This window comes from Thiocapsa sp. UBA6158 (assembly GCF_002423035.1).
Classification (GTDB): domain Bacteria; phylum Pseudomonadota; class Gammaproteobacteria; order Chromatiales; family Chromatiaceae; genus Thiocapsa.
On sequence record NZ_DIUM01000064.1, the window covers coordinates 71,430 to 87,581 of the forward strand.

General features: G+C 68.7%; 22 protein-coding genes. 1 reads left to right on the forward strand and 21 read right to left on the reverse strand.

Features of this window, described 5'->3' with window-relative positions; genetic code table 11:
• Positions 1-4 precede the first annotated feature (4 nt).
• The gene (locus tag B4N44_RS09240; RefSeq protein ID WP_296699742.1) at positions 5-2,728 is read right to left on the reverse strand and encodes a phage tail tape measure protein; all 2,724 of its coding nucleotides are present in this window, start codon (positions 2,726-2,728) and stop codon (positions 5-7) included.
• On the opposite strand from B4N44_RS09240, the gene B4N44_RS09245 reads away from it, so the two are divergent.
• Complete coding sequence (locus tag B4N44_RS09245; protein WP_296699743.1) at positions 2,727-2,933, forward strand: hypothetical protein; 207 nt, start codon at positions 2,727-2,729, stop codon at positions 2,931-2,933. The genes B4N44_RS09240 and B4N44_RS09245 overlap by 2 nt on opposite strands.
• Here the strand turns inward: B4N44_RS09245 and B4N44_RS19925 are convergent.
• The 20 genes from B4N44_RS19925 to B4N44_RS09340 all read right to left on the reverse strand — a co-directional run.
• Positions 2,930-3,043: a GpE family phage tail protein gene (locus B4N44_RS19925; RefSeq protein ID WP_414718135.1), complete on the reverse strand. Its 114-nt coding sequence runs from the start codon at positions 3,041-3,043 to the stop codon at positions 2,930-2,932. The two genes, B4N44_RS09245 and B4N44_RS19925, sit on opposite strands and share 4 nt — an antisense overlap.
• A 17-nt stretch (positions 3,044-3,060) precedes the next feature.
• Entirely contained in the window at positions 3,061-3,399 is a 339-nt protein-coding gene (locus B4N44_RS09250) for a phage tail assembly protein (RefSeq protein ID WP_296699746.1), read from the reverse strand.
• A 9-nt stretch (positions 3,400-3,408) separates the two neighbouring features.
• A complete protein-coding gene (locus tag B4N44_RS09255) occupies positions 3,409-3,918 on the reverse strand; it encodes a phage major tail tube protein (RefSeq protein ID WP_296699750.1) in 510 nt (169 codons plus the stop codon).
• A 15-nt stretch (positions 3,919-3,933) separates the two neighbouring features.
• The gene (locus B4N44_RS09260) at positions 3,934-5,568 is read right to left on the reverse strand and encodes a phage tail sheath subtilisin-like domain-containing protein (protein WP_296699752.1); all 1,635 of its coding nucleotides are present in this window, start codon (positions 5,566-5,568) and stop codon (positions 3,934-3,936) included.
• Positions 5,453-5,977: a hypothetical protein gene (locus B4N44_RS09265; protein WP_296699755.1), complete on the reverse strand. Its 525-nt coding sequence runs from the start codon at positions 5,975-5,977 to the stop codon at positions 5,453-5,455. Before B4N44_RS09265 ends, B4N44_RS09260 begins: the two co-directional genes overlap by 116 nt.
• A gap of 44 nt (positions 5,978-6,021) precedes the next feature.
• Positions 6,022-7,026, reverse strand: a complete 1,005-nt coding sequence (locus B4N44_RS09270) for a gp53-like domain-containing protein (protein ID WP_296699757.1) — start codon at positions 7,024-7,026, stop codon at positions 6,022-6,024.
• A 69-nt stretch (positions 7,027-7,095) separates the two neighbouring features.
• Positions 7,096-7,764, reverse strand: a complete 669-nt coding sequence (locus B4N44_RS09275) for a phage tail protein I (RefSeq protein WP_296699760.1) — start codon at positions 7,762-7,764, stop codon at positions 7,096-7,098.
• Positions 7,734-8,318, reverse strand: a complete 585-nt coding sequence (locus B4N44_RS09280) for a hypothetical protein (protein WP_296699763.1) — start codon at positions 8,316-8,318, stop codon at positions 7,734-7,736. The genes B4N44_RS09275 and B4N44_RS09280 overlap by 31 nt, the downstream gene beginning before the upstream one ends.
• Entirely contained in the window at positions 8,318-9,001 is a 684-nt protein-coding gene (locus B4N44_RS09285) for a hypothetical protein (RefSeq protein ID WP_296699767.1), read from the reverse strand. Before B4N44_RS09285 ends, B4N44_RS09280 begins: the two co-directional genes overlap by 1 nt.
• Positions 9,001-9,921: a baseplate assembly protein gene (locus B4N44_RS09290; RefSeq protein ID WP_296699770.1), complete on the reverse strand. Its 921-nt coding sequence runs from the start codon at positions 9,919-9,921 to the stop codon at positions 9,001-9,003. The genes B4N44_RS09285 and B4N44_RS09290 overlap by 1 nt, the downstream gene beginning before the upstream one ends.
• Positions 9,918-10,265, reverse strand: a complete 348-nt coding sequence (locus tag B4N44_RS09295) for a GPW/gp25 family protein (protein ID WP_296699773.1) — start codon at positions 10,263-10,265, stop codon at positions 9,918-9,920. Before B4N44_RS09295 ends, B4N44_RS09290 begins: the two co-directional genes overlap by 4 nt.
• Before the next feature lie 5 nt (positions 10,266-10,270).
• Positions 10,271-10,831: a phage baseplate assembly protein V gene (locus B4N44_RS09300; RefSeq protein ID WP_296699776.1), complete on the reverse strand. Its 561-nt coding sequence runs from the start codon at positions 10,829-10,831 to the stop codon at positions 10,271-10,273.
• A complete protein-coding gene (locus tag B4N44_RS09305) occupies positions 10,828-11,430 on the reverse strand; it encodes a hypothetical protein (RefSeq protein WP_296699780.1) in 603 nt (200 codons plus the stop codon). The genes B4N44_RS09300 and B4N44_RS09305 overlap by 4 nt, the downstream gene beginning before the upstream one ends.
• A 64-nt stretch (positions 11,431-11,494) precedes the next feature.
• Positions 11,495-12,001 carry a hypothetical protein gene (locus tag B4N44_RS09310; protein WP_296699783.1) on the reverse strand — a complete coding sequence of 169 codons (507 nt, stop codon included), beginning with the start codon at positions 11,999-12,001 and terminating at the stop codon, positions 11,495-11,497.
• The gene (locus tag B4N44_RS09315) at positions 11,989-13,008 is read right to left on the reverse strand and encodes a reverse transcriptase domain-containing protein (protein WP_296699785.1); all 1,020 of its coding nucleotides are present in this window, start codon (positions 13,006-13,008) and stop codon (positions 11,989-11,991) included. Before B4N44_RS09315 ends, B4N44_RS09310 begins: the two co-directional genes overlap by 13 nt.
• Positions 13,009-13,271: 263 nt before the next feature.
• The gene (locus B4N44_RS09320; protein ID WP_296699786.1) at positions 13,272-13,673 is read right to left on the reverse strand and encodes a four helix bundle protein; all 402 of its coding nucleotides are present in this window, start codon (positions 13,671-13,673) and stop codon (positions 13,272-13,274) included.
• 44 nt (positions 13,674-13,717) lie between these two features.
• A complete protein-coding gene (locus tag B4N44_RS09325) occupies positions 13,718-15,070 on the reverse strand; it encodes a hypothetical protein (protein ID WP_296699788.1) in 1,353 nt (450 codons plus the stop codon).
• A complete protein-coding gene (locus B4N44_RS09330; protein ID WP_296699789.1) occupies positions 15,067-15,504 on the reverse strand; it encodes a hypothetical protein in 438 nt (145 codons plus the stop codon). The genes B4N44_RS09325 and B4N44_RS09330 overlap by 4 nt, the downstream gene beginning before the upstream one ends.
• Positions 15,501-15,779, reverse strand: coding sequence for a hypothetical protein (locus B4N44_RS09335; RefSeq protein WP_296699791.1), 279 nt, complete (start codon positions 15,777-15,779; stop codon positions 15,501-15,503). The genes B4N44_RS09330 and B4N44_RS09335 overlap by 4 nt, the downstream gene beginning before the upstream one ends.
• 36 nt (positions 15,780-15,815) lie before the next feature.
• On the reverse strand, positions 15,816-16,152 hold a 337-nt coding region (locus tag B4N44_RS09340; RefSeq protein ID WP_296699793.1), incomplete at its 5' end, for a DUF1320 domain-containing protein.

Genomic DNA, 16,152 nt, shown 5'->3' on the forward strand with positions numbered 1-16,152 from the left:
ATCCCTACATGTCGTCGGGTTGATCGTAAAGCGCGCCGGCCATGCGCCGACCGACATCGCGCCCGGCCTTGGAGACCTCTTCGCGGACCAAGGCGGCGAGCTGCTTGGGGTCGGCTCCGGACGGCGCGGTGATGGAGACGCTGATCGGCATGGAGATCGGGCCGCCTCTTCCGCGCGGGGCGGCTGCCGGGGCGGATTGTGCCGGCGGGCGCACGCGCGCGGCCGGGTCCGCACCCATGGCGTCCACGCGAGCGCGGGCATCCGCCAGCCATGCGCCGCGGCGCGCGTCACGCTCGCGCGAGGCCGGGTCGTCGATGCGCAGCGACTGCATCGGCGTGATGGCCTGCACGCGAGCGCGGGCATCCGCCAGCCATGCGCCGCGGCGCGCGTCACGCTCGCGCGAGGCCGGGTCGTCGATGCGCAGCGACTGCATCGGCGTGATGGCCTGCACGCGCTCGCGGGCATCCGCCAGCCATGCGGCGCGACGCGCGTCGCGTGCCTTGGAGTCCGGGTCGTCGATGCGCAGCGACTGCACGGCGCTCTGAGCGGGCCGCGCGACAGGCGTTGTGCCCGGCGTCGTCATGGCCGCGGCGGGCGCCATCGCGACCGGCCCGGCGACCAGCGCAACACCCGCGAGGCGCTTCGCCAGCCCGCCGAACTCGCCCATCACGGCCGGCACGGTGCGCGCCACACCCTGCTGTAGGCCCTCGACCAGGTTGCGCCCGATCTCGGCGAAGACGCGCGAGGGAGAGTGCACCTGCAACGGCTTTGTGAGCCAGCTCGGGATGATGTCCGCCAGGCCGGTGACCCACGCCTTGAAGGCCGCCCACTTGGATTGCCAGCCGTCCCACAGCCCCTGCACGATGCTTGCGCCGATCGAAAAGACCTTCCCGGGCAAGGCCAACAGCCCGGAGAGCAGCTCGCCGACCTTCAGGATCATGCCGGCGATGGCCGCGCCCCAACGCCGGCCCATAGCCTCGGCCGCGCCGCCGGTGTCCTGCACCGGACCGATCAAGCCGACCAGCTTGTCCCACACCCATTGCAGGCCGTCGAGCACCGGCTGGATCACCGGCATGATGCCGCCGAAGGCGCCGGAGAAGGCGCCCGCAATCGGCGCCAGGCCCGCGGTCAGGCCGGACCACAGGCCGGCGAAGAAGCCCTTGATGGGCGCCCAATACTTGACGACCAGAAGCGCGGCGCCGGCAATGGCGGCCACGGCGAGGCCGATCGGGTTAGCGATGAGCGCCGCGCCGAGCATCCGCACGGCGAACACCGCCTTGCCAAGCCCGCCCTGCGTGAGCGCGAGCGCGAGCGCCATGCCGCGCAAGCCGGCGGCCAACTTGGCCGGCGCCGCGGCGGCCACGGCAAAGGCCGCCGGCAGCGCGCGCACGGGGACCAGCAGCAAACCGAGCAGACGCCCGACGGGGCCGAGCGCGACCGCGAGCATGGACACGCCCCCAAGGATGCCGGCCAGCGCGATCATCAGGCCGCCGCCGACCACGGCGAAGGCCCCGAGCCCGGCGACGACAAGCGCCAGCGTCTTGGCCAGTTGCGGGTTGGCGTCGATCCATTCGCGCGCGCGCGCCGCGGCGACGCCGAGCCAGTCCACGGCCTGCTTGATCTGCGGCGCCAGCAGCTCGCCGATGCGCGCCGCCAAGTTCGACACCGTCCCGGTGGCGGCATCCCAAAGGTTCTTCAGCGTCCCGAGCAGCGGGATCATCCGCTGCTGCATGCTCGCTTGATCCGACAGCTTGGACGTCATCTCGGCATAGCCGGCGGCGCCCTTCTCGACCATGACATTGAGGGCTTGGAGCGTCTCGGAATCGTCGCCCCAGATATCCTTCATCACCCCAAGGCGCTGCTCGGTCGAGAGCTTGCGCAGCTTGGACAACTGCTCGAACAGGTTGTCCAGACCGCGAAACTCGCCGGCATCATCGACGAAGTCCAATCCGGACCTGTCAATCGCTTTGTCGGCCTTTTCACTCCCGCCGAACGAACCCTGGAACACCTTGCGCAGGGCGTTGCCGGCCGCACCGCCGGAGAGCGAGGCTTGATCGAGCATCGCCAGCAACGGCGCCATCGCGTTGGCGCCGGCAAGCCCTTTTTGCTTGATTGCGTCCATGCCGGGCGACAGCGCGGAGAAAGCCGCCAGCATGTTTCCGGGGTCCACGCCGACGTTGTAGGTCCGCTGGATCGTATCGGTCAGCGCAAGCATGTCCTTGGCCGCTGTCCCGGTCGCATCCTGGAGCTTGGCGGAGAACTCGGCCGACGCATCGGCCGGCATTTTCAGCATGACCGCCAGGTTGGCGGCGGCCTCGCCGGTACCGGCAAGGATCGTGGCGGCGTCCATGCCCTGACGGCGCAACATCGTCATCATGCCGGTGAAATCCGCGGTACTGCCGGGCAGGCGGTCCCCGAGCCGCTGCGCCAACCCGCTCAACTCGTGATACGCCGGGAGCACGGCGCCGGACGCGTCCATCATCGAGAGCTTGAATCGCGTCGCCGCATCCTCGGAGTCGGCAAACGCGGCAACCGCGCCTTGCAGCGGGGCGAGGATCTGCTTCCCGGTCTGCTGCAGCGCCCCGCCGATGAAGGTTGCGTTGGTGCTCATGGCGGCAATGCGCTCGAAGCGTCCGTGCATCTGATCGAGCTGCGCGGACACCCCGCGCAACGGAGCAGACAGCCGATCCACCAGCCCGAGGATGACGGAGACGTTGAGATTCGCCATGACCTATACTCGCCTCATGATCGCTTCACTCCTTCAGCTCGCCGCCATCGCGCTCGGCATCTGGCTCGGCCTCGCCATGGGCTCATGGTGGGTCGGGCTCGGCGCCGTGGTGTTCTTGTGGCTGCTCGCCCTGCTCGCCATCGGCACCGTCCGGTTCCTGCTCGGCCCGCACACCGCCGCCGCCAAGCGCTTCGGCGAGCCCTAGCGCCCCGCCTGCGCCTTGAGCAGGCGCGCGGCGCGCGCCTCCCAGTCCATCAGCTCCGCCATGCCCATCCGGCTCATCTCGGACGGCGGCCAATGCCACGCCGCGGCGATCGTCTCCCAAGCATCCTCTACGCAGGAGGGGAGGCCGGATCCTGCGCGAAAAAACCCGCCACCTTGCTCATCAACGCCATCGTATCCGCGGTCTTGAGCCCGTAGAACTCCAGCGTCGAGAGCTCGCTGATGCGCTCGATCACCACGGCATGGGCGGCGGTGTCGAGCTGCAACACGTCCAGCAGCTTCACCCCGCGCAGCTCCCCTGCCGTGGGTTCGCGCAAGTGGATCTTGCGGCCGCTGGTCAGCGTGACGAAAGGGTCGGCCGGCGCGACCTTTTCGAGCGCGCTATCCAATTTCATGATTTCCTCGGCAACTGCCGCGCCTGATCCTTCGGGCATATTCGATTTGCTCATGTCGTCCCCTTACAGTCCGATCGCGCCGCGCAGTGCGGCCATCTGATCCGTCCCGCCGACGACGCGGATCATCCGCTCCGCATCGATCTCGATCACCGTCTGACCGCCGACCTCCAGCTTGTATGACCGGCAATTCACGGTGCACTCCATCTTCGCCTTGGATCCTGCCTCCCAGGATCCGCCGTTGAGCACGTGCATCTGCCCGCGCATGGTGGCCTTGATCGGGGTCGCCTCGGCGCCGTCGTCCGCCATCGCCGCCCCGCGGAACACCAGCGGCACGCGGCCGCCGTCCACCAGGCCCCACATCTTGATGACGTCCGGGCTGTATTCGTAGAGGGTGAACTTGGCGTCAAGGGCCTCCACGAGCCCCATATCGAGCTTGACCTTTCCGGACATGCCGCCGGCCGCGTATTCCTCCGTAACGATGCCGAGCTCGGGGAGCTCGACATCCGCCTTGCCCGCGTAGCCTCGGCCATCGACGAACAGGCTGTAAGCCTTCAAAACACTTGGGATTGCCATGTCAGTACGCTCCGATTAGGCGGCTTGCGGCAGGATCTCGACGAGGTAGTCGTTCACCAGGTGCGAGCGGAAGGTGATGTGCTCGGCCGGGTAGACCGGGGTAAAGTCGAAGTCCCAGTACGCCTTTCCCTGCTCGATTTGGTCCGGCGTGTTCAGCTCGGCGTCTACCCAGCATTTCCCGCCGAGAATCGCGCCGACCTTCACCAGGTGGCTCAGGTAATTGTCGACCCCCTCTTTGACGTCTTCGAAGTAGGTCTTTGTAATGCCGCGATCCACCGCCCACAGGTGGGCGCGCAACAGGCTCTCGTGGATCATATCCGCGGTGCGACGCACACACAGAAACGCCCATTTTGGGTCGGCCGAGCAGGAGCGATTACCCCACAGCCGATAGCCGTCCTTGCGGATGATGGTCGCCACCTCGTTCTCGTTGAGGTAGTTCGCGCGCGAGAGCGCGTCCCCGAGCTCGAAGTCGACCGCGCGGGCGGTGCCGACGATGCCGTTCATCTCCCGATTTGACGGGGACCACCAGAAGCCGCGCTCGTTGTCGCTCTTTGCGATGATACCGGCGACGCGTGCGGATGCCGGGGCGGCGGCCTCGCCGTTGGCGGCGGTGTCCCAGATCGTGACCTGCGGGTCGACGAGATAGACCCGATCGGAGCCGAAGTTGCCGCGGTAGGTGATGGCCGCCGCATCGGTCGTGTTCGGCCCGTCGGCGACGATCACCGCGCGCAGGCGCTCGGCGATGCCGACCATCTCCGCCACCGCCGCCTGCTGATGCGTGAAGCCCGGGGCAATCAGGATCCGCGGCACCACGTGACACACCGACTCCGCATTGAGGAAGGCGTGCACCCCGGTACGGTTGGTCCCGTTGCCCAGCACATAGCCGAGCGTGGCCTCCGGGGTCTGCGCCTCGTCCACGCGCACCACCACCACCCAGGCGCCGGCCTGATCCCAGATGCCTTCGAGCGCGGCGGGCAAAGTGCCGCCCTCGCCCAGGGTCGCCGCCTCGGTGCGGCGCGTGCACAGCACCGGGGTATTGAGCGAGAAGGCGGCATCGCGCCCGCCTGCGAGAAAGGCCGGCTTGACGTTCGGCGCGACCAGGCCCGGCGGGTCTTCCGGGTCGTAGGCGGCGACGGCCGTGAGCAGTGCCGCGGCCCCCGTGTGCGCCGTCACAGCGGTAATAACCTCCGCTGCGGACGATGCGACCAGGCCCTCCTCGTCCGTGGCCAGGCTGACATGGATGGTCGTGCCGACCCGCGAGACCGCGAGCGTGGCATCGGCCGCGCTCGGCACGGTGATCTTGACCGCGATGGCGTTGCCGGCGGCGCCTGCGGCCTTGGCGGTCCAGGTGATCGCCGTCGCGGCGGCGACATCGCCCGTGACCAGGCTCGCCGTCGCGGCGGTCTGCGCGTTCGGCGCCGTGCCGATCAGGCCGATGACGGAGGAGCGGACGGTGGAAATCGGGCGCGGGCCGTCGTCGATCTCGACGATCTCTACGCCGTGCAGGAATTGCTCGGGCATCTCGGTGACTCCGTTAGAGGGTGTTGATGGCGTCGATGGCCGCGTCGCGCGCGGCCGTGATCGCGGGGAGATCGGTCGCGGCCCGCACCGCACGCTTACCGGCCATGCGCCGGCCTTCGATGGCCGCACCGACGAGCGTCCAAGCCTCCTCGGCCGCCAGCGCATCGGCCACGACGTCGGCCATCGGCATGGCGCAGGCCGACGCCTCGGCGTGCAGGATCGGGTAATCGGCCGGAGCCGGGTCGGCCGCCGCCAGCCAGGCGGCCACCTCGGCGGACTTGCGCTGATAGGTCAGGTCCTGCCCGGGGGCGACCGTGATGTAGCGCGCACGCACGGCACCGGCGGCCTGGTCGATGGCCGCAAGGGCGGTATCGCGCGCCACCTCGAGGTTGATCGGCGCGACGATCTCGGAGAGCGAGCCGTCGGCGTTGAAGCGCGGAGCGTCCATCTCTTGGGATGCGAGCCACGTGGCCTCGTCCACGATCACCGCATCGGCGGGGATGTCCGCGCCGTGCACGGCCGAGAGATAGCGCGCCACGATGCGGCGCTCCGGTGAAAGCGAAAACCCATAAATTTGCATCGTCAATACCCGATCGCAATCAGGGATGGCGTGAAGCCGCCGATGTGCGGCAGCCGTGTCACGGTGTTGAGCACAATCACATAGGTCCCGCCGGTGGTCGCCCCACGCGTCCCGACAGTAATCAGAGCTGCGTCCGCCAAATTTGCTTCGCTGCAGACGACGGCAAGGACGGCGGTCGGAAATGCAATCGGCCACGTGATCCACGAACCGTTCACGGATCCCTGGGTGCGCCATTGGATAATCGGGGCAATGCCGGGCGCGGGGATTTTTACCCACCCGCTGGCTCCGGACGCGCCCGCCGTGGCGGATGAAATCCCATCCAATAAGTCTTTCAAGACCTTGCCTTGAGCGGCCGTCAGCGCCTCGGTTGCCGATGTGCTCGTCAGGACATTCGCCAGCCGCATGATGCCCGGCACGACCGTGCTGCCGACCGGCAGGCGCGCCGCGTCCATCACGCCGGATGTGATCTGCGATGCCGAGTGCACATGGGCGCCGGCCGCCTTTCCGGCCAGCGCCTCGGCAAGTCCGGAGATGGCCGACATCGGGTGACTGTCCGAGACGCTGCGATTCACGAGCGCGTTGTGGTCGGTGGTCCCGCCGCCGGACATCTGCTCGATCATCAGCCGCAGCGACCGGCCCTGCGCGGCGGTCAGAGCGCGATCGGTGTTGAGGCTCTGGAGGTCGTCGACCAGCTGAACGATCCCGCGCGCGGCGCTGCTTGCCGCCGGCAGGCGGGCCTCGGCCATCACGCCCGCCGTGATCGACGAAGCGCTGTGGGTATGCTCGGACGGCGCCTTACCGGCGAGCGCGGACACCAGCCCGTCGATTGCCGCCAACGGATGCGCGGCCGCGGCATCGCGGTTGCTCAGCAGCGCGTGATTGGTCGTGCCCCCGCTGACCCCGTCGATAAGCTCCGCGAGGGCTTCGAGCGACTGCTTGAGGTAGGCGGTGCGGTTGGCCAGTTGTTTGGCCTGGAGGTTGTCGATCCCGTCGGCGCCGCCGAGCACGGGGTCGGTGGTCTCGAGCTGATAAATACCCGGCTCCCAGGCCGGTGACTCTGGCACGTTGGCCATGGGCTACTCCTCTTCGGCGGCAAAGCCGCCCGCGTAGGTGATGGATCCGTCGTAGTCGTGCGCGCCGTCGTGGAAGACGCCGTAAGCGACGATGCGGCGCAGGTGCGAGCGGGCGTTCTTGTAGTAGCCGACGCGCCGACGGATCTCCGCCTGTTGCGCGGCGCTGGGCGCGCCGCCGACGTTCAGGACGACGTCGAACTCGTAGGGGCCGATGTCCCCGCCGTGGTTGATGGCGCCGCCGCGGGCATAGGTCCCGTCGCGGCGGTAGGTCGAGCCCTCGAGGATCTCGACATTGCCGTAACCGATCAGCTGGAGCGCACGCTTGACCGCCCATGGCGTGCCTTTGCGCGCATGCAGCAATGCGGACTCGGCCAGCATGTTTCGCTTGGTCGCCTCGCTCCACGCCGGGTCCCACTCATCCACCGACAGCGTCCACGCCAGCCATGGCAGCAGAGCTGTCGGGCAATCGCGCGGGCGCCACAGCAAGCGCAGCTGCACCGGCACACGACCGATGCGCGCGGTGGCGTCTTCGAGCGTGAGCTCCTGGGGCGCGCAATGCGTCGGCAGGAGCCGCTCGCGCACCTGCGAATCCCAGCGCAACCCGGCATCGAACCCGCCGCCCTGATCCCATTGCGTGATCGTCACGGCCACACCCTGAGGCCGTTGAGCCACGCCGCCGAGATCGGCGTCGACCCGATCCGTACGTCCGACACCTCCGCCGCGCCGACGCGCAGATAGCGCGGGACGCTGTACGGCACGTCGATAAACACGGACTTCACATCCAGCGTCGAGGCGGTCGGGTTCGGCTGGAACACGGCGATCGTCACGAAGTCCGCGTCGAGCACATCCGGCACCAGCGACCCGAACGAGCTCGTGCCGAGCGTGAACGCCGCGCCGGTCGCGAGCGCGAGCCGGGTCGCGCCATGGCCGAGGCCGTCCAGGCGCGCGAACGCGATCAACCCCATGACCTCGATGCCGGAGGAGCGCGTGGTCGCGCCGAACGTGCAGGGCTGCAGGATGGCGTCCGGCGGCAATGCGTTCTGCGCCGTCAACCCGGCTGCGGTGCGCCACCCGCCCAGGGCGAGCGGCACGATATCGATGCTCGTGCTCACGGCGAGCGTTGCCCATGCCGCGGTGTCGACCCCGAGCATATTGCCCGGGTTGGTCCAGCCGCGCGCGCCTGCGGCGGCCGTCAACGCATTGGGGTAAAGGCGCAGCGTCGGCATCAGACCCCGCTCGTCACGATGTAGAGCACCCCGGGCGCCGGGCTCGCCGGCAGCGTCGAGACGACGGCCACGGCGAGCCCGGCCTGCGTGTTGTGGGCGTGGATCGACACCTTGGCGTTGAGCGCCGTCTGCTGCGCCGCGCTGACCGGCTTGGCGCTGTCTGCGGTGTTGTCGACGCTGGCGAGCCCGACGTCGGCCTTGGCCAGCGACACCGCCCCGGAGCGCCCGGCGACCGACTGCACCGGCGCGGCCGCGGCGGCTTGCGCAGGCGTGGCTTTGGCGTCGAGGGCGGACTGCAGCCCGGTGATATCCGCAACGCCATGGCCGTGCACGGTTGCGGCCTTGGCGCCCAGCGCCGCGACCAGGTCGGTGATCGCCTCCACCGGATGCGCATCGGATGCCCCGCGATTGGACAGCTGCCCATGATCGAACTGGCCGCCTTCGCCTTCCCCGGCGCCCGACACGGTGACCACGCCGCCGTCTTGCGACACCGTGATGTTCGGCCCGGCCACGATGGCCTGCACCGGCGCCAGGCCGGCGACCTGCGCCGTGGTCGGGCGTTGCGCGACGGCCGCCTCCAGGGCGGCGATCGCCGCGGCGGCCGCGGCAAAGTTTCCCCGCAGCGGCGCCGAAACCAGATCGCCGCCGGACGGCGGCACGCTTGGATTGATCGGCTCAGACATTATTCATCCGTCCCCGTGATCGTGATCGCGATGCCGGTGCAGCTGGCGATCGCGTCGTGAGCCACCACGACATCGGCGGCGGGCGAGCTCAGCACGACGTTGTGCACGCCCGGGCGATGCAGCGCGGCGAACAGGCCCGAGCGCATCACGTCGTGCCCCAGCCGGCGCCGATCCGCGATGTACTCATCCAGCGACGCCCGGGCGGCCGACGCCACGAGATCCGGCGACGGCCCCGCATACAGACTCAGAGTCGCCGTAACGGCGTATTCAATGACCGCCGCCGGCCCCTGCACCTCGACGAGATCGGTGAGCGGGCGCACATGCTCGGCGTTCAGCGCGGCACTCACGATCGAGATCAACTCGCCGCTCGGCGTGCCGTCTTCGGCCTCGGACGACAGCACCGTGACCGTCACGCGGCCCGTGTAGCCGCCCGGCACGCCCGGCGCAAAGACATCGACGTCCATGACCCGGCCGTCCGCGCCGCGGGCGTGAAATTCATAGGCGCCGACCGATCCGGCGACCGTGTAGCCTTCCAGGGCCAGCTGGATGCGCGAGCGCAGATCCGCATCGGACTCCAGAATCAGCGGAATCGGCGGAGATGCGTCGAGGTCTTCAGCTTGGACGATCAGGCGGGCCACATTGAACAGCGCGGCCAGATGCTCGAGATCCGAGCCGGCCGCAAAGGCCAGCATCACGGCGCGCGCGGCGTCGTTCACGTGGGCGCGCAACAGGGTCTCGCGGTAGGCGCAGGCCTCGAGCAGTTTGTTGATCGGCTCGGATTCGAGCGCCAGCACCGCGATCAACTGCGGATCGCGCGCGGCGACGTCCGCGCGCAGCTCGAGCAGGATCTGTTCGAAGTCCAGCGCCTCAACCACCTCGGGCGGCGGCAGCGTGGACAAATCAATCGCGGTGAAGCTCATGCGGATACCCCGCTAGGCGTGATCAACAGGCCCTCCAGACGCAAAGCCCCGCCGTCGGCGCGCCACATCAGGTCAAGGTCCATCTCGACGGACCCTGCATCGAGCGCGCGCACCGCGACACGCTGCACGCTGACCCGCGGCTCCCAGCGCCCGATCGCGCCCGCCGTAGCCTGGATGATGTCGAGCACGGTGACGCCGTCGAGCGGCGCGTCCACGAGATCCGGCAGCAGGCTGCCGTACTCGCGGCGCATCACGCGCGAGCCAAGCGGAGTCGATAGGATGTCCGTGATCGACTGGCGCAGGTGCGAGAGCACGTCCAGGCGCCGTCCGGTGGTGGCGCTCATGCCGCTCATCCCGGCTGGCCCGTGCGTCCGGAGCCGACCTCGACACCGGTATGCTTGTGGGTCTTCAGGCTCACGCCGTCAGCGATTACGTCACCATGCACGAGGATGTTTCCGCCCGATGCGTTGATGGTGACCCCGCCTTCTGCGTTAATCGTCATGCCGCCGTCGGCGACCAGATTGACGGTCGCACCGGATGGCAGCACGGCGCTCAAGCGATGCGCTGCGCGGTCGTACTCGATCACCGCGCCATCGGCGTAGGTCGTGCGCGCCACGGTCGCGGCATCGGCCGGTGCGCCGTGGGCGGCGCAGTAGATGGAGCCGAGCACGATGCCGCCGGCAGGGTCGCCGTCCGGACACAACACGGCGACTTGCTCGCCCACCTCGGGCGCACTCCACGTGCGATCGCCACCCGCGCGCACGCTGAGCCACGGCAGCCAGGCCGTCGTGAGCTCCCCGAGCTTCACGCGCACCCGCGCCTTGGCGTAATCCGCCTCGGCCACGGTGCCGATCTGCACCAGGTTCGCGCGGCTGCGCTCGAGCTCTGCGGTATCGCGGGCGACGCTCATCCCGCGGAGCCTTCCGGCGGAGCATCGACACGCCAGTAGTCCTCGGCCGTGCCGCCCATCTCGCCGATACGCGGAGCGATGCCAAGCCACACCTCGGACGGCGCCACGCCGACGCCGTCCCAGTCCGAGGCGCCGATGCGCACGTCGTGCGTCCAGCGCACCTCGCGCACCGCAACTCCGCGAGACTCAAGCGTCCACAGCGGAGCCGCGCCGGGCTCCTCATCGATGCGGCCGGGCCGAGCCAGCAGGGCCGGCGACACTCCCGACAACCCCCACCGGTTGGCACGCGCGCGCAGCAGGACCTGCGAGGCCAGCGCCCACGCCAAGGCGCCGCGCGCCTCCTCGCCGCCGGCATGTCGCACGCAAGCGAAAGTAGACCAATAGGTGCGGGTCAGAATCTCGCCGGTACCGGGATCATCCAGCACCCGCAAGCGGGTCAGCAGCACCAGCAGCGCCGGCACGCGCAACGTCGCGCGCGCTGAATCCTCCAGCTCTCCCGCATAGGGCTGACAGGTGGCAACACCGGGCAGTGCGCCGAGGTCGGCGCAGATGGCGCTTTGCAGCGCCGAGACGCTGGACGATGGGGTCTGTGAGGTCATGGCCGACAGTGTCGGCCATGCGGGGAGGGGGATCAGCTAACCGACGTTATCCGGTTCGGCCGATTTACAGCGTCGCCGCGAGGCGGAGCAGCTCTGCCTTGCGGTCCGTCGCCCCCACCGCGGCGAGTGCGGCATTGAGGATCGGATCGTCGTATTCCCACGTCTGCGCGCGCTCGACAAACGCCAGCGCCTCGAAATCCTCGACCGGGTCGAGCCCGGCCCGCCACGCGAGAAACGCCTCCACGAGGCCGGCAGCCTTCACTGCGCGCATCCCCTGCAGGGCGGACACCGATGCCGGCGGCTGCTCGGCGATCGCGGCAACGGCGGCAGCGCGCTCATCGGGCGTGCCGGCGGGCTCGCGGTAGTAATGCGGGCCTTTCGCATCTTCCGCCAGCCGCCACGGGCCGTATCCAAGCGGAGCCGGCCCGTCGGCCGTGATGTGCCGCAGCACGCCGAGGCCGGCGAGGCGATGGATATCCTCGTTGCGGATGAGCTGAGCGACGGGATAGCGATGCTCGTCCGCAACGACGTGGGATGGCGGGGTGGCGTGGTCGTGCGTCATGAACAGCATGCGGCCTCCAGGGTGGCACGGGTCGCCGCGGGCAAGCGCGGCACCAGGTCGGGCCGCCGCGCGTACAGCCGGCCCGCGAAATGACGAAAGGATGCGGTCGCGCGGGCGTTGCCGAGCATCGACACCAGGGCGGGGACATCACCCTCTCTCAGCCGTCGCGAGAAACGACACAAGCTATGCTTGCGCACGCAACGCGTGCGGCGCCAGGTGCGGAATCCGACGAAATTCACTCCGCGGCGCACGGGCGCGATGGTGTAGCGGGACAACTCCAGCCCGAGCCGATCGGCGAGAAACGCCTCGATTTCCTGCAACGCCGCGCGCGCCTGCGGGCGGTCCAGACCGAACAGGATGAAGTCGTCGACGAAGCGCACATAGCGGCGAATGCGCATGACGCGCTTCACGTGCATATCCAGATCATGCAGGTAGATGCTGGCGAACAGCTGGCTGAGCAGGTTGCCGATCGGCAGGCCGCGCGGCTCGTCGTATTCGCAGAACGCGGCCATCAGTGCCAGCAGGCGCGGGTCCTTGATCTTGCGCTCGATCTGCGTCATCAGGACCGCACGATCGATGCGGTAAAAGAACTTGCGCACGTCCAGCTGGAGCGTCACGGAGTCCGGTGCGCTCGCGCGCAAATACCGTTGCGCCTGGTCCGCAGCGCGATGATGCCCTTTCCCGACCCGGCACCCGTAGGCGTCATGGATAAAGGTCCGATCGAAGATCGGGTAGACGACGGCGTAAACCGCGTGCTGTACGATCGTGTCGCGAAACTCCGGGGCATAGATCACGCGGGGCTTGGGCTCGCGCACCTCGAACTTGCGGTAGCCGCGCGGGCGATAGCGCCCCTCGGCCAGCTCGTCGGCAAGGGCGGCGAGATTCGCTCCGAGGTTGCGCTCGAATGCCTCCACGGCCGCCTTGCATCGCTTGCCCGCACGCGCCTTCAGGAAGGCGGCGTAGAGGCTTTCCAAAGAGGCCACCTGCTCATACAAGTGACCGAAACGGGTGGGCATGAGAACGTTCTCCGCTGGATACTGGAGCTCAGAGGCCCGCTGATTTCGCCATACCGCAGGACAGGACCATCCCTATGTCTCCAGTCTGCCCATGTGCGGGCTATCAGGTTGGCGGGAGTCATAGTCGGACGCACGGAACGACACCGTGTTGTTGTCATTCGTCCGATAGTTGTTCCAATTCCGGCAACCCACCCCGGAGTTCGAGGTGTTGTTCCAATCACCGGAGACCAGAAGCGCAAGGCCCATCACGTCGTGGTCTGCCCTTATTGCGGCCACTGCTGACGCAGCGACCGAATCCACCCGCCGATCATCGCCCCCAGCTCGTTGACCAGGATCGAGATCGCCGTGTAGCGTCGCAGCGCTTCCGGCTCGGACCGGCCGCGCTTGTGGTGCTGAAAGTCGTAATACCCAAGCTCGAACGCCAAGTTCACCAGCGCCCGCAGCTGCTCATGCCTGACGTCTAGTTTTTGGAGACTGGTCTTGTTGTGATAGCGCTTGCGACATTCCACCAACAGCGCATAGACATCGTAAGCCGCCATCCGGATTTGCTGACACAGCCCGTACTTCTCGTGATGCGGGAAGTGATTCAAGTGCACGTTGAGCAACAAGATCACCTCCCTGCATTTAAAGAAGATCGCCGCATTCGGGTCGATCGGCTTAGGCATGCGCAGCAGCCTCCATCCCGTCCGCTACCGCGGACTCTGTCCAGTCACAGCACATAGGCGGACGCACGGAACGAAACCGCGAGGCCGGCAACCGTCCGAGAGACGTTCCAAGACCGGCAACCCACCCCGGAGATCGAGGCGTCGACCCAATTCCCGGAGACCAGAAGCGCAAGGTTTCGCCGCCAGTATCGATATAGGCCATCATTGCCGAACCGCGCGGTGCCGCCTGCACTGGCACCGGCCGGCCGCGGGATGCCAAGCGCCGTGCGCACACGGTCGAGCCCCGACGTCGCCCCGGAAAAGACTTGCTCGGCGCCATTACCGAGGTACACCCAAGCCGCTGCATTCGACCACCACATGGCGCCCTCTGCGCGCTCGTACAGCGCGTCGATACTCGCTGCGGACTGCCAAGCGTCGGTCGGCCCGGCCCAGCCGGGGGTCAGTGTCGCGATCGCGACCTCCGGACGCAGCACCCAAAGGTCGCCGTTCGAGGCCACTACCGCGTCGCTCGCCGACGCGCCGGGGATCGTCACGCCGATCGCGACCTCCCACATGCCGCCGTTCAGATCCATGATGCCGTTGGCCTGACCGTTGTGCGCCGTCTTGGCGGGCACGGCGCAGGACCCCGTGCGCGGCTTTACAGCCGAGCCGGCATCCCCGGCGGAGAGCCAAAGCAGCGACGGCTCCGAGCTGTCGCCGAGGGCGTTGTTGTTGGCCCCTTTTGGCCAGTTGGTCAGCCCCGCCGCGTCGTACCAGGCGCACGCCTCGGGGCCGGTCGCCGCTTGCCCGTGCGCTGTAGCAAGCCGGGCGAGCATCGTGTAAACGAAGGCGTTGGTGCATTGCCACGCCCCGCCGCGAGCGCGGCTGAGCGTCAGCGCGTCGTGATACTGGCCGGCGCAGCCGGCCATTGTCTGGGAGCGGGTATAAGTCGAGGTCGTCGTCAGGGAGATTGGTACGCCCTCGGCGACCGACACGCCGTGCGTGTTGTCGGCGGACGGCGACGCCATGTACTTGTCGACCATGACGCCGGGCTGCAGGATCCCGCCGTCGATGAATGAGCGGTCGAGGATGTAGCCGTCGAGATTGGCGCTCGCATCGGACGCGTAGGCGCTCAGCGGCGCAATGTCGACGGCATCGAGCCCGTACGCGGCATAGCGCGGACTCTCGAGATGCCCGATGCGGTAGTAGTGCGCCGGCACCCACACGCATTGAGAGACTCCGTATAGGTAATTGCCGAAGTTACCCGACTGCGGATCATCGTAGCCGGCAAGCGGCACAAAGCCCGCCGGCAGCAGAGCGGGCGGGCAGACGCCGACACCGAACCCCATCTCGCCCTGAACACCGATGGCGTCGAGGCGACGCGCTCCGCGCGCGCCCATGAGGCGACGGGCCATCATGCGGGCACACCCAGCACCGTGGCGCGCGCGACCACCAAGCCGGTCGGCGTCGTGTTGAGGATCAGCTCGGTCAGCGCCCCGGGCTCCGGCGCGATATCGGTCACGGTCGCATCGGGCCAATACCAGGCGGCCGGAATCGGGAACAGGTGCCCGCCCGCCGCGTCCTGCAGCACGTAGCAAATGACCGAGCCGCAGACGGGCGGCGCCGGCGCGACGAGGACGACGCTCGCCAGGTCGCCGGCGAGCGCGACCCCCAAGACCCGCCCGTCGAGGGGGATCGTGAGCACGCCGTCCAGGGGCTCGAGTGTCGCTCCGGACTCGGTGTAGGTGGCGAGCGGATTGAGGTCTCTCGGCTGGAGCGCGGTCCCGGCCGCAGCAAGCCGAGGATCGTCGGCAGCGACGCCGCCCCAAAATCCGACGACCTTGATGCTCATGCCATCAGCTCCGCGCTGGCACTCGCCACCGCGGCGGTAATGCGCACGCCGGCGACCGGGCCGGGGAAGAGATAGAGATTCGGCGAGCCGAGCGGGTCGGAATCGAGCGTGTGCCACACCGCCGCGGCGTCCTCGGGGTCCGAGACGGTCACGGCCACGGCCACGGTGCCGCCATCGCCGGGGGAGACCGACAGGCTCCAGGGCGCGGCGCGGGGGACGAGGATCACGGACTCATCGGCAGGGACGGTGGTGCGGATGGCGCGCTCGAGGGGCATGTCAAACCTCGTGTCGGCCGGCGCTTCGGCGTCGGCTTAGTAGTCGGAGAGTGTATCCGGGCTAAACGTCGGCTCCGGGGCCGTGTAGCCCGGCGCTCCGGCGGCTCCTGGAGCGGTCGCGGGCAGGCTCATGACGCCGCGGGCGATGTCGCGCAGCCAGGCGTAGGCTTGCTCGTAGCGGCGCACGACCTCGTCGCTGGCCGCATCGGACCAGAGGCGATAGCGGGCGATGTCGCAGCAGACTTGCGCCAGGCGCTCGCGTGTCGATGCGCCGTAGCCGGTCAGGGGCACGGCGTAACGGGCGCGGAAGGCGTCGTCCATCTCCCCGGAGGCCTCGCTCAGGGCCTGGACGAGGCGGGCCTCGTCCGGGTGC

Coding starts and splice junctions, on each gene's coding strand:
- B4N44_RS09310 (WP_296699783.1), bottom strand. CDS start 12,001: ATGCTGTTCATGACGCACGACCACGCCACCCCGCCATCCCACGTCGTT.
- B4N44_RS09335 (WP_296699791.1), bottom strand. CDS start 15,779: ATGCCCCTCGAGCGCGCCATCCGCACCACCGTCCCTGCCGATGAGTCC.
- B4N44_RS09315 (WP_296699785.1), bottom strand. CDS start 13,008: ATGCCCACCCGTTTCGGTCACTTGTATGAGCAGGTGGCCTCTTTGGAA.
- B4N44_RS09280 (WP_296699763.1), bottom strand. CDS start 8,318: ATGCCGACGCTGCGCCTTTACCCCAATGCGTTGACGGCCGCCGCAGGC.
- B4N44_RS09300 (WP_296699776.1), bottom strand. CDS start 10,831: ATGAGCGTCGCCCGCGATACCGCAGAGCTCGAGCGCAGCCGCGCGAAC.
- B4N44_RS09255 (WP_296699750.1), bottom strand. CDS start 3,918: ATGGCAATCCCAAGTGTTTTGAAGGCTTACAGCCTGTTCGTCGATGGC.
- B4N44_RS09290 (WP_296699770.1), bottom strand. CDS start 9,921: ATGAGCTTCACCGCGATTGATTTGTCCACGCTGCCGCCGCCCGAGGTG.
- B4N44_RS09240 (WP_296699742.1), bottom strand. CDS start 2,728: ATGGCGAATCTCAACGTCTCCGTCATCCTCGGGCTGGTGGATCGGCTG.
- B4N44_RS09295 (WP_296699773.1), bottom strand. CDS start 10,265: ATGAGCGCCACCACCGGACGGCGCCTGGACGTGCTCTCGCACCTGCGC.
- B4N44_RS09330 (WP_296699789.1), bottom strand. CDS start 15,504: ATGAGCATCAAGGTCGTCGGATTTTGGGGCGGCGTCGCTGCCGACGAT.
- B4N44_RS09245 (WP_296699743.1), top strand. CDS start 2,727: ATGACCTATACTCGCCTCATGATCGCTTCACTCCTTCAGCTCGCCGCC.
- B4N44_RS09320 (WP_296699786.1), bottom strand. CDS start 13,673: ATGCCTAAGCCGATCGACCCGAATGCGGCGATCTTCTTTAAATGCAGG.
- B4N44_RS09285 (WP_296699767.1), bottom strand. CDS start 9,001: ATGTCTGAGCCGATCAATCCAAGCGTGCCGCCGTCCGGCGGCGATCTG.
- B4N44_RS09305 (WP_296699780.1), bottom strand. CDS start 11,430: ATGACCTCACAGACCCCATCGTCCAGCGTCTCGGCGCTGCAAAGCGCC.
- B4N44_RS09325 (WP_296699788.1), bottom strand. CDS start 15,070: ATGATGGCCCGTCGCCTCATGGGCGCGCGCGGAGCGCGTCGCCTCGAC.
- B4N44_RS09250 (WP_296699746.1), bottom strand. CDS start 3,399: ATGAGCAAATCGAATATGCCCGAAGGATCAGGCGCGGCAGTTGCCGAG.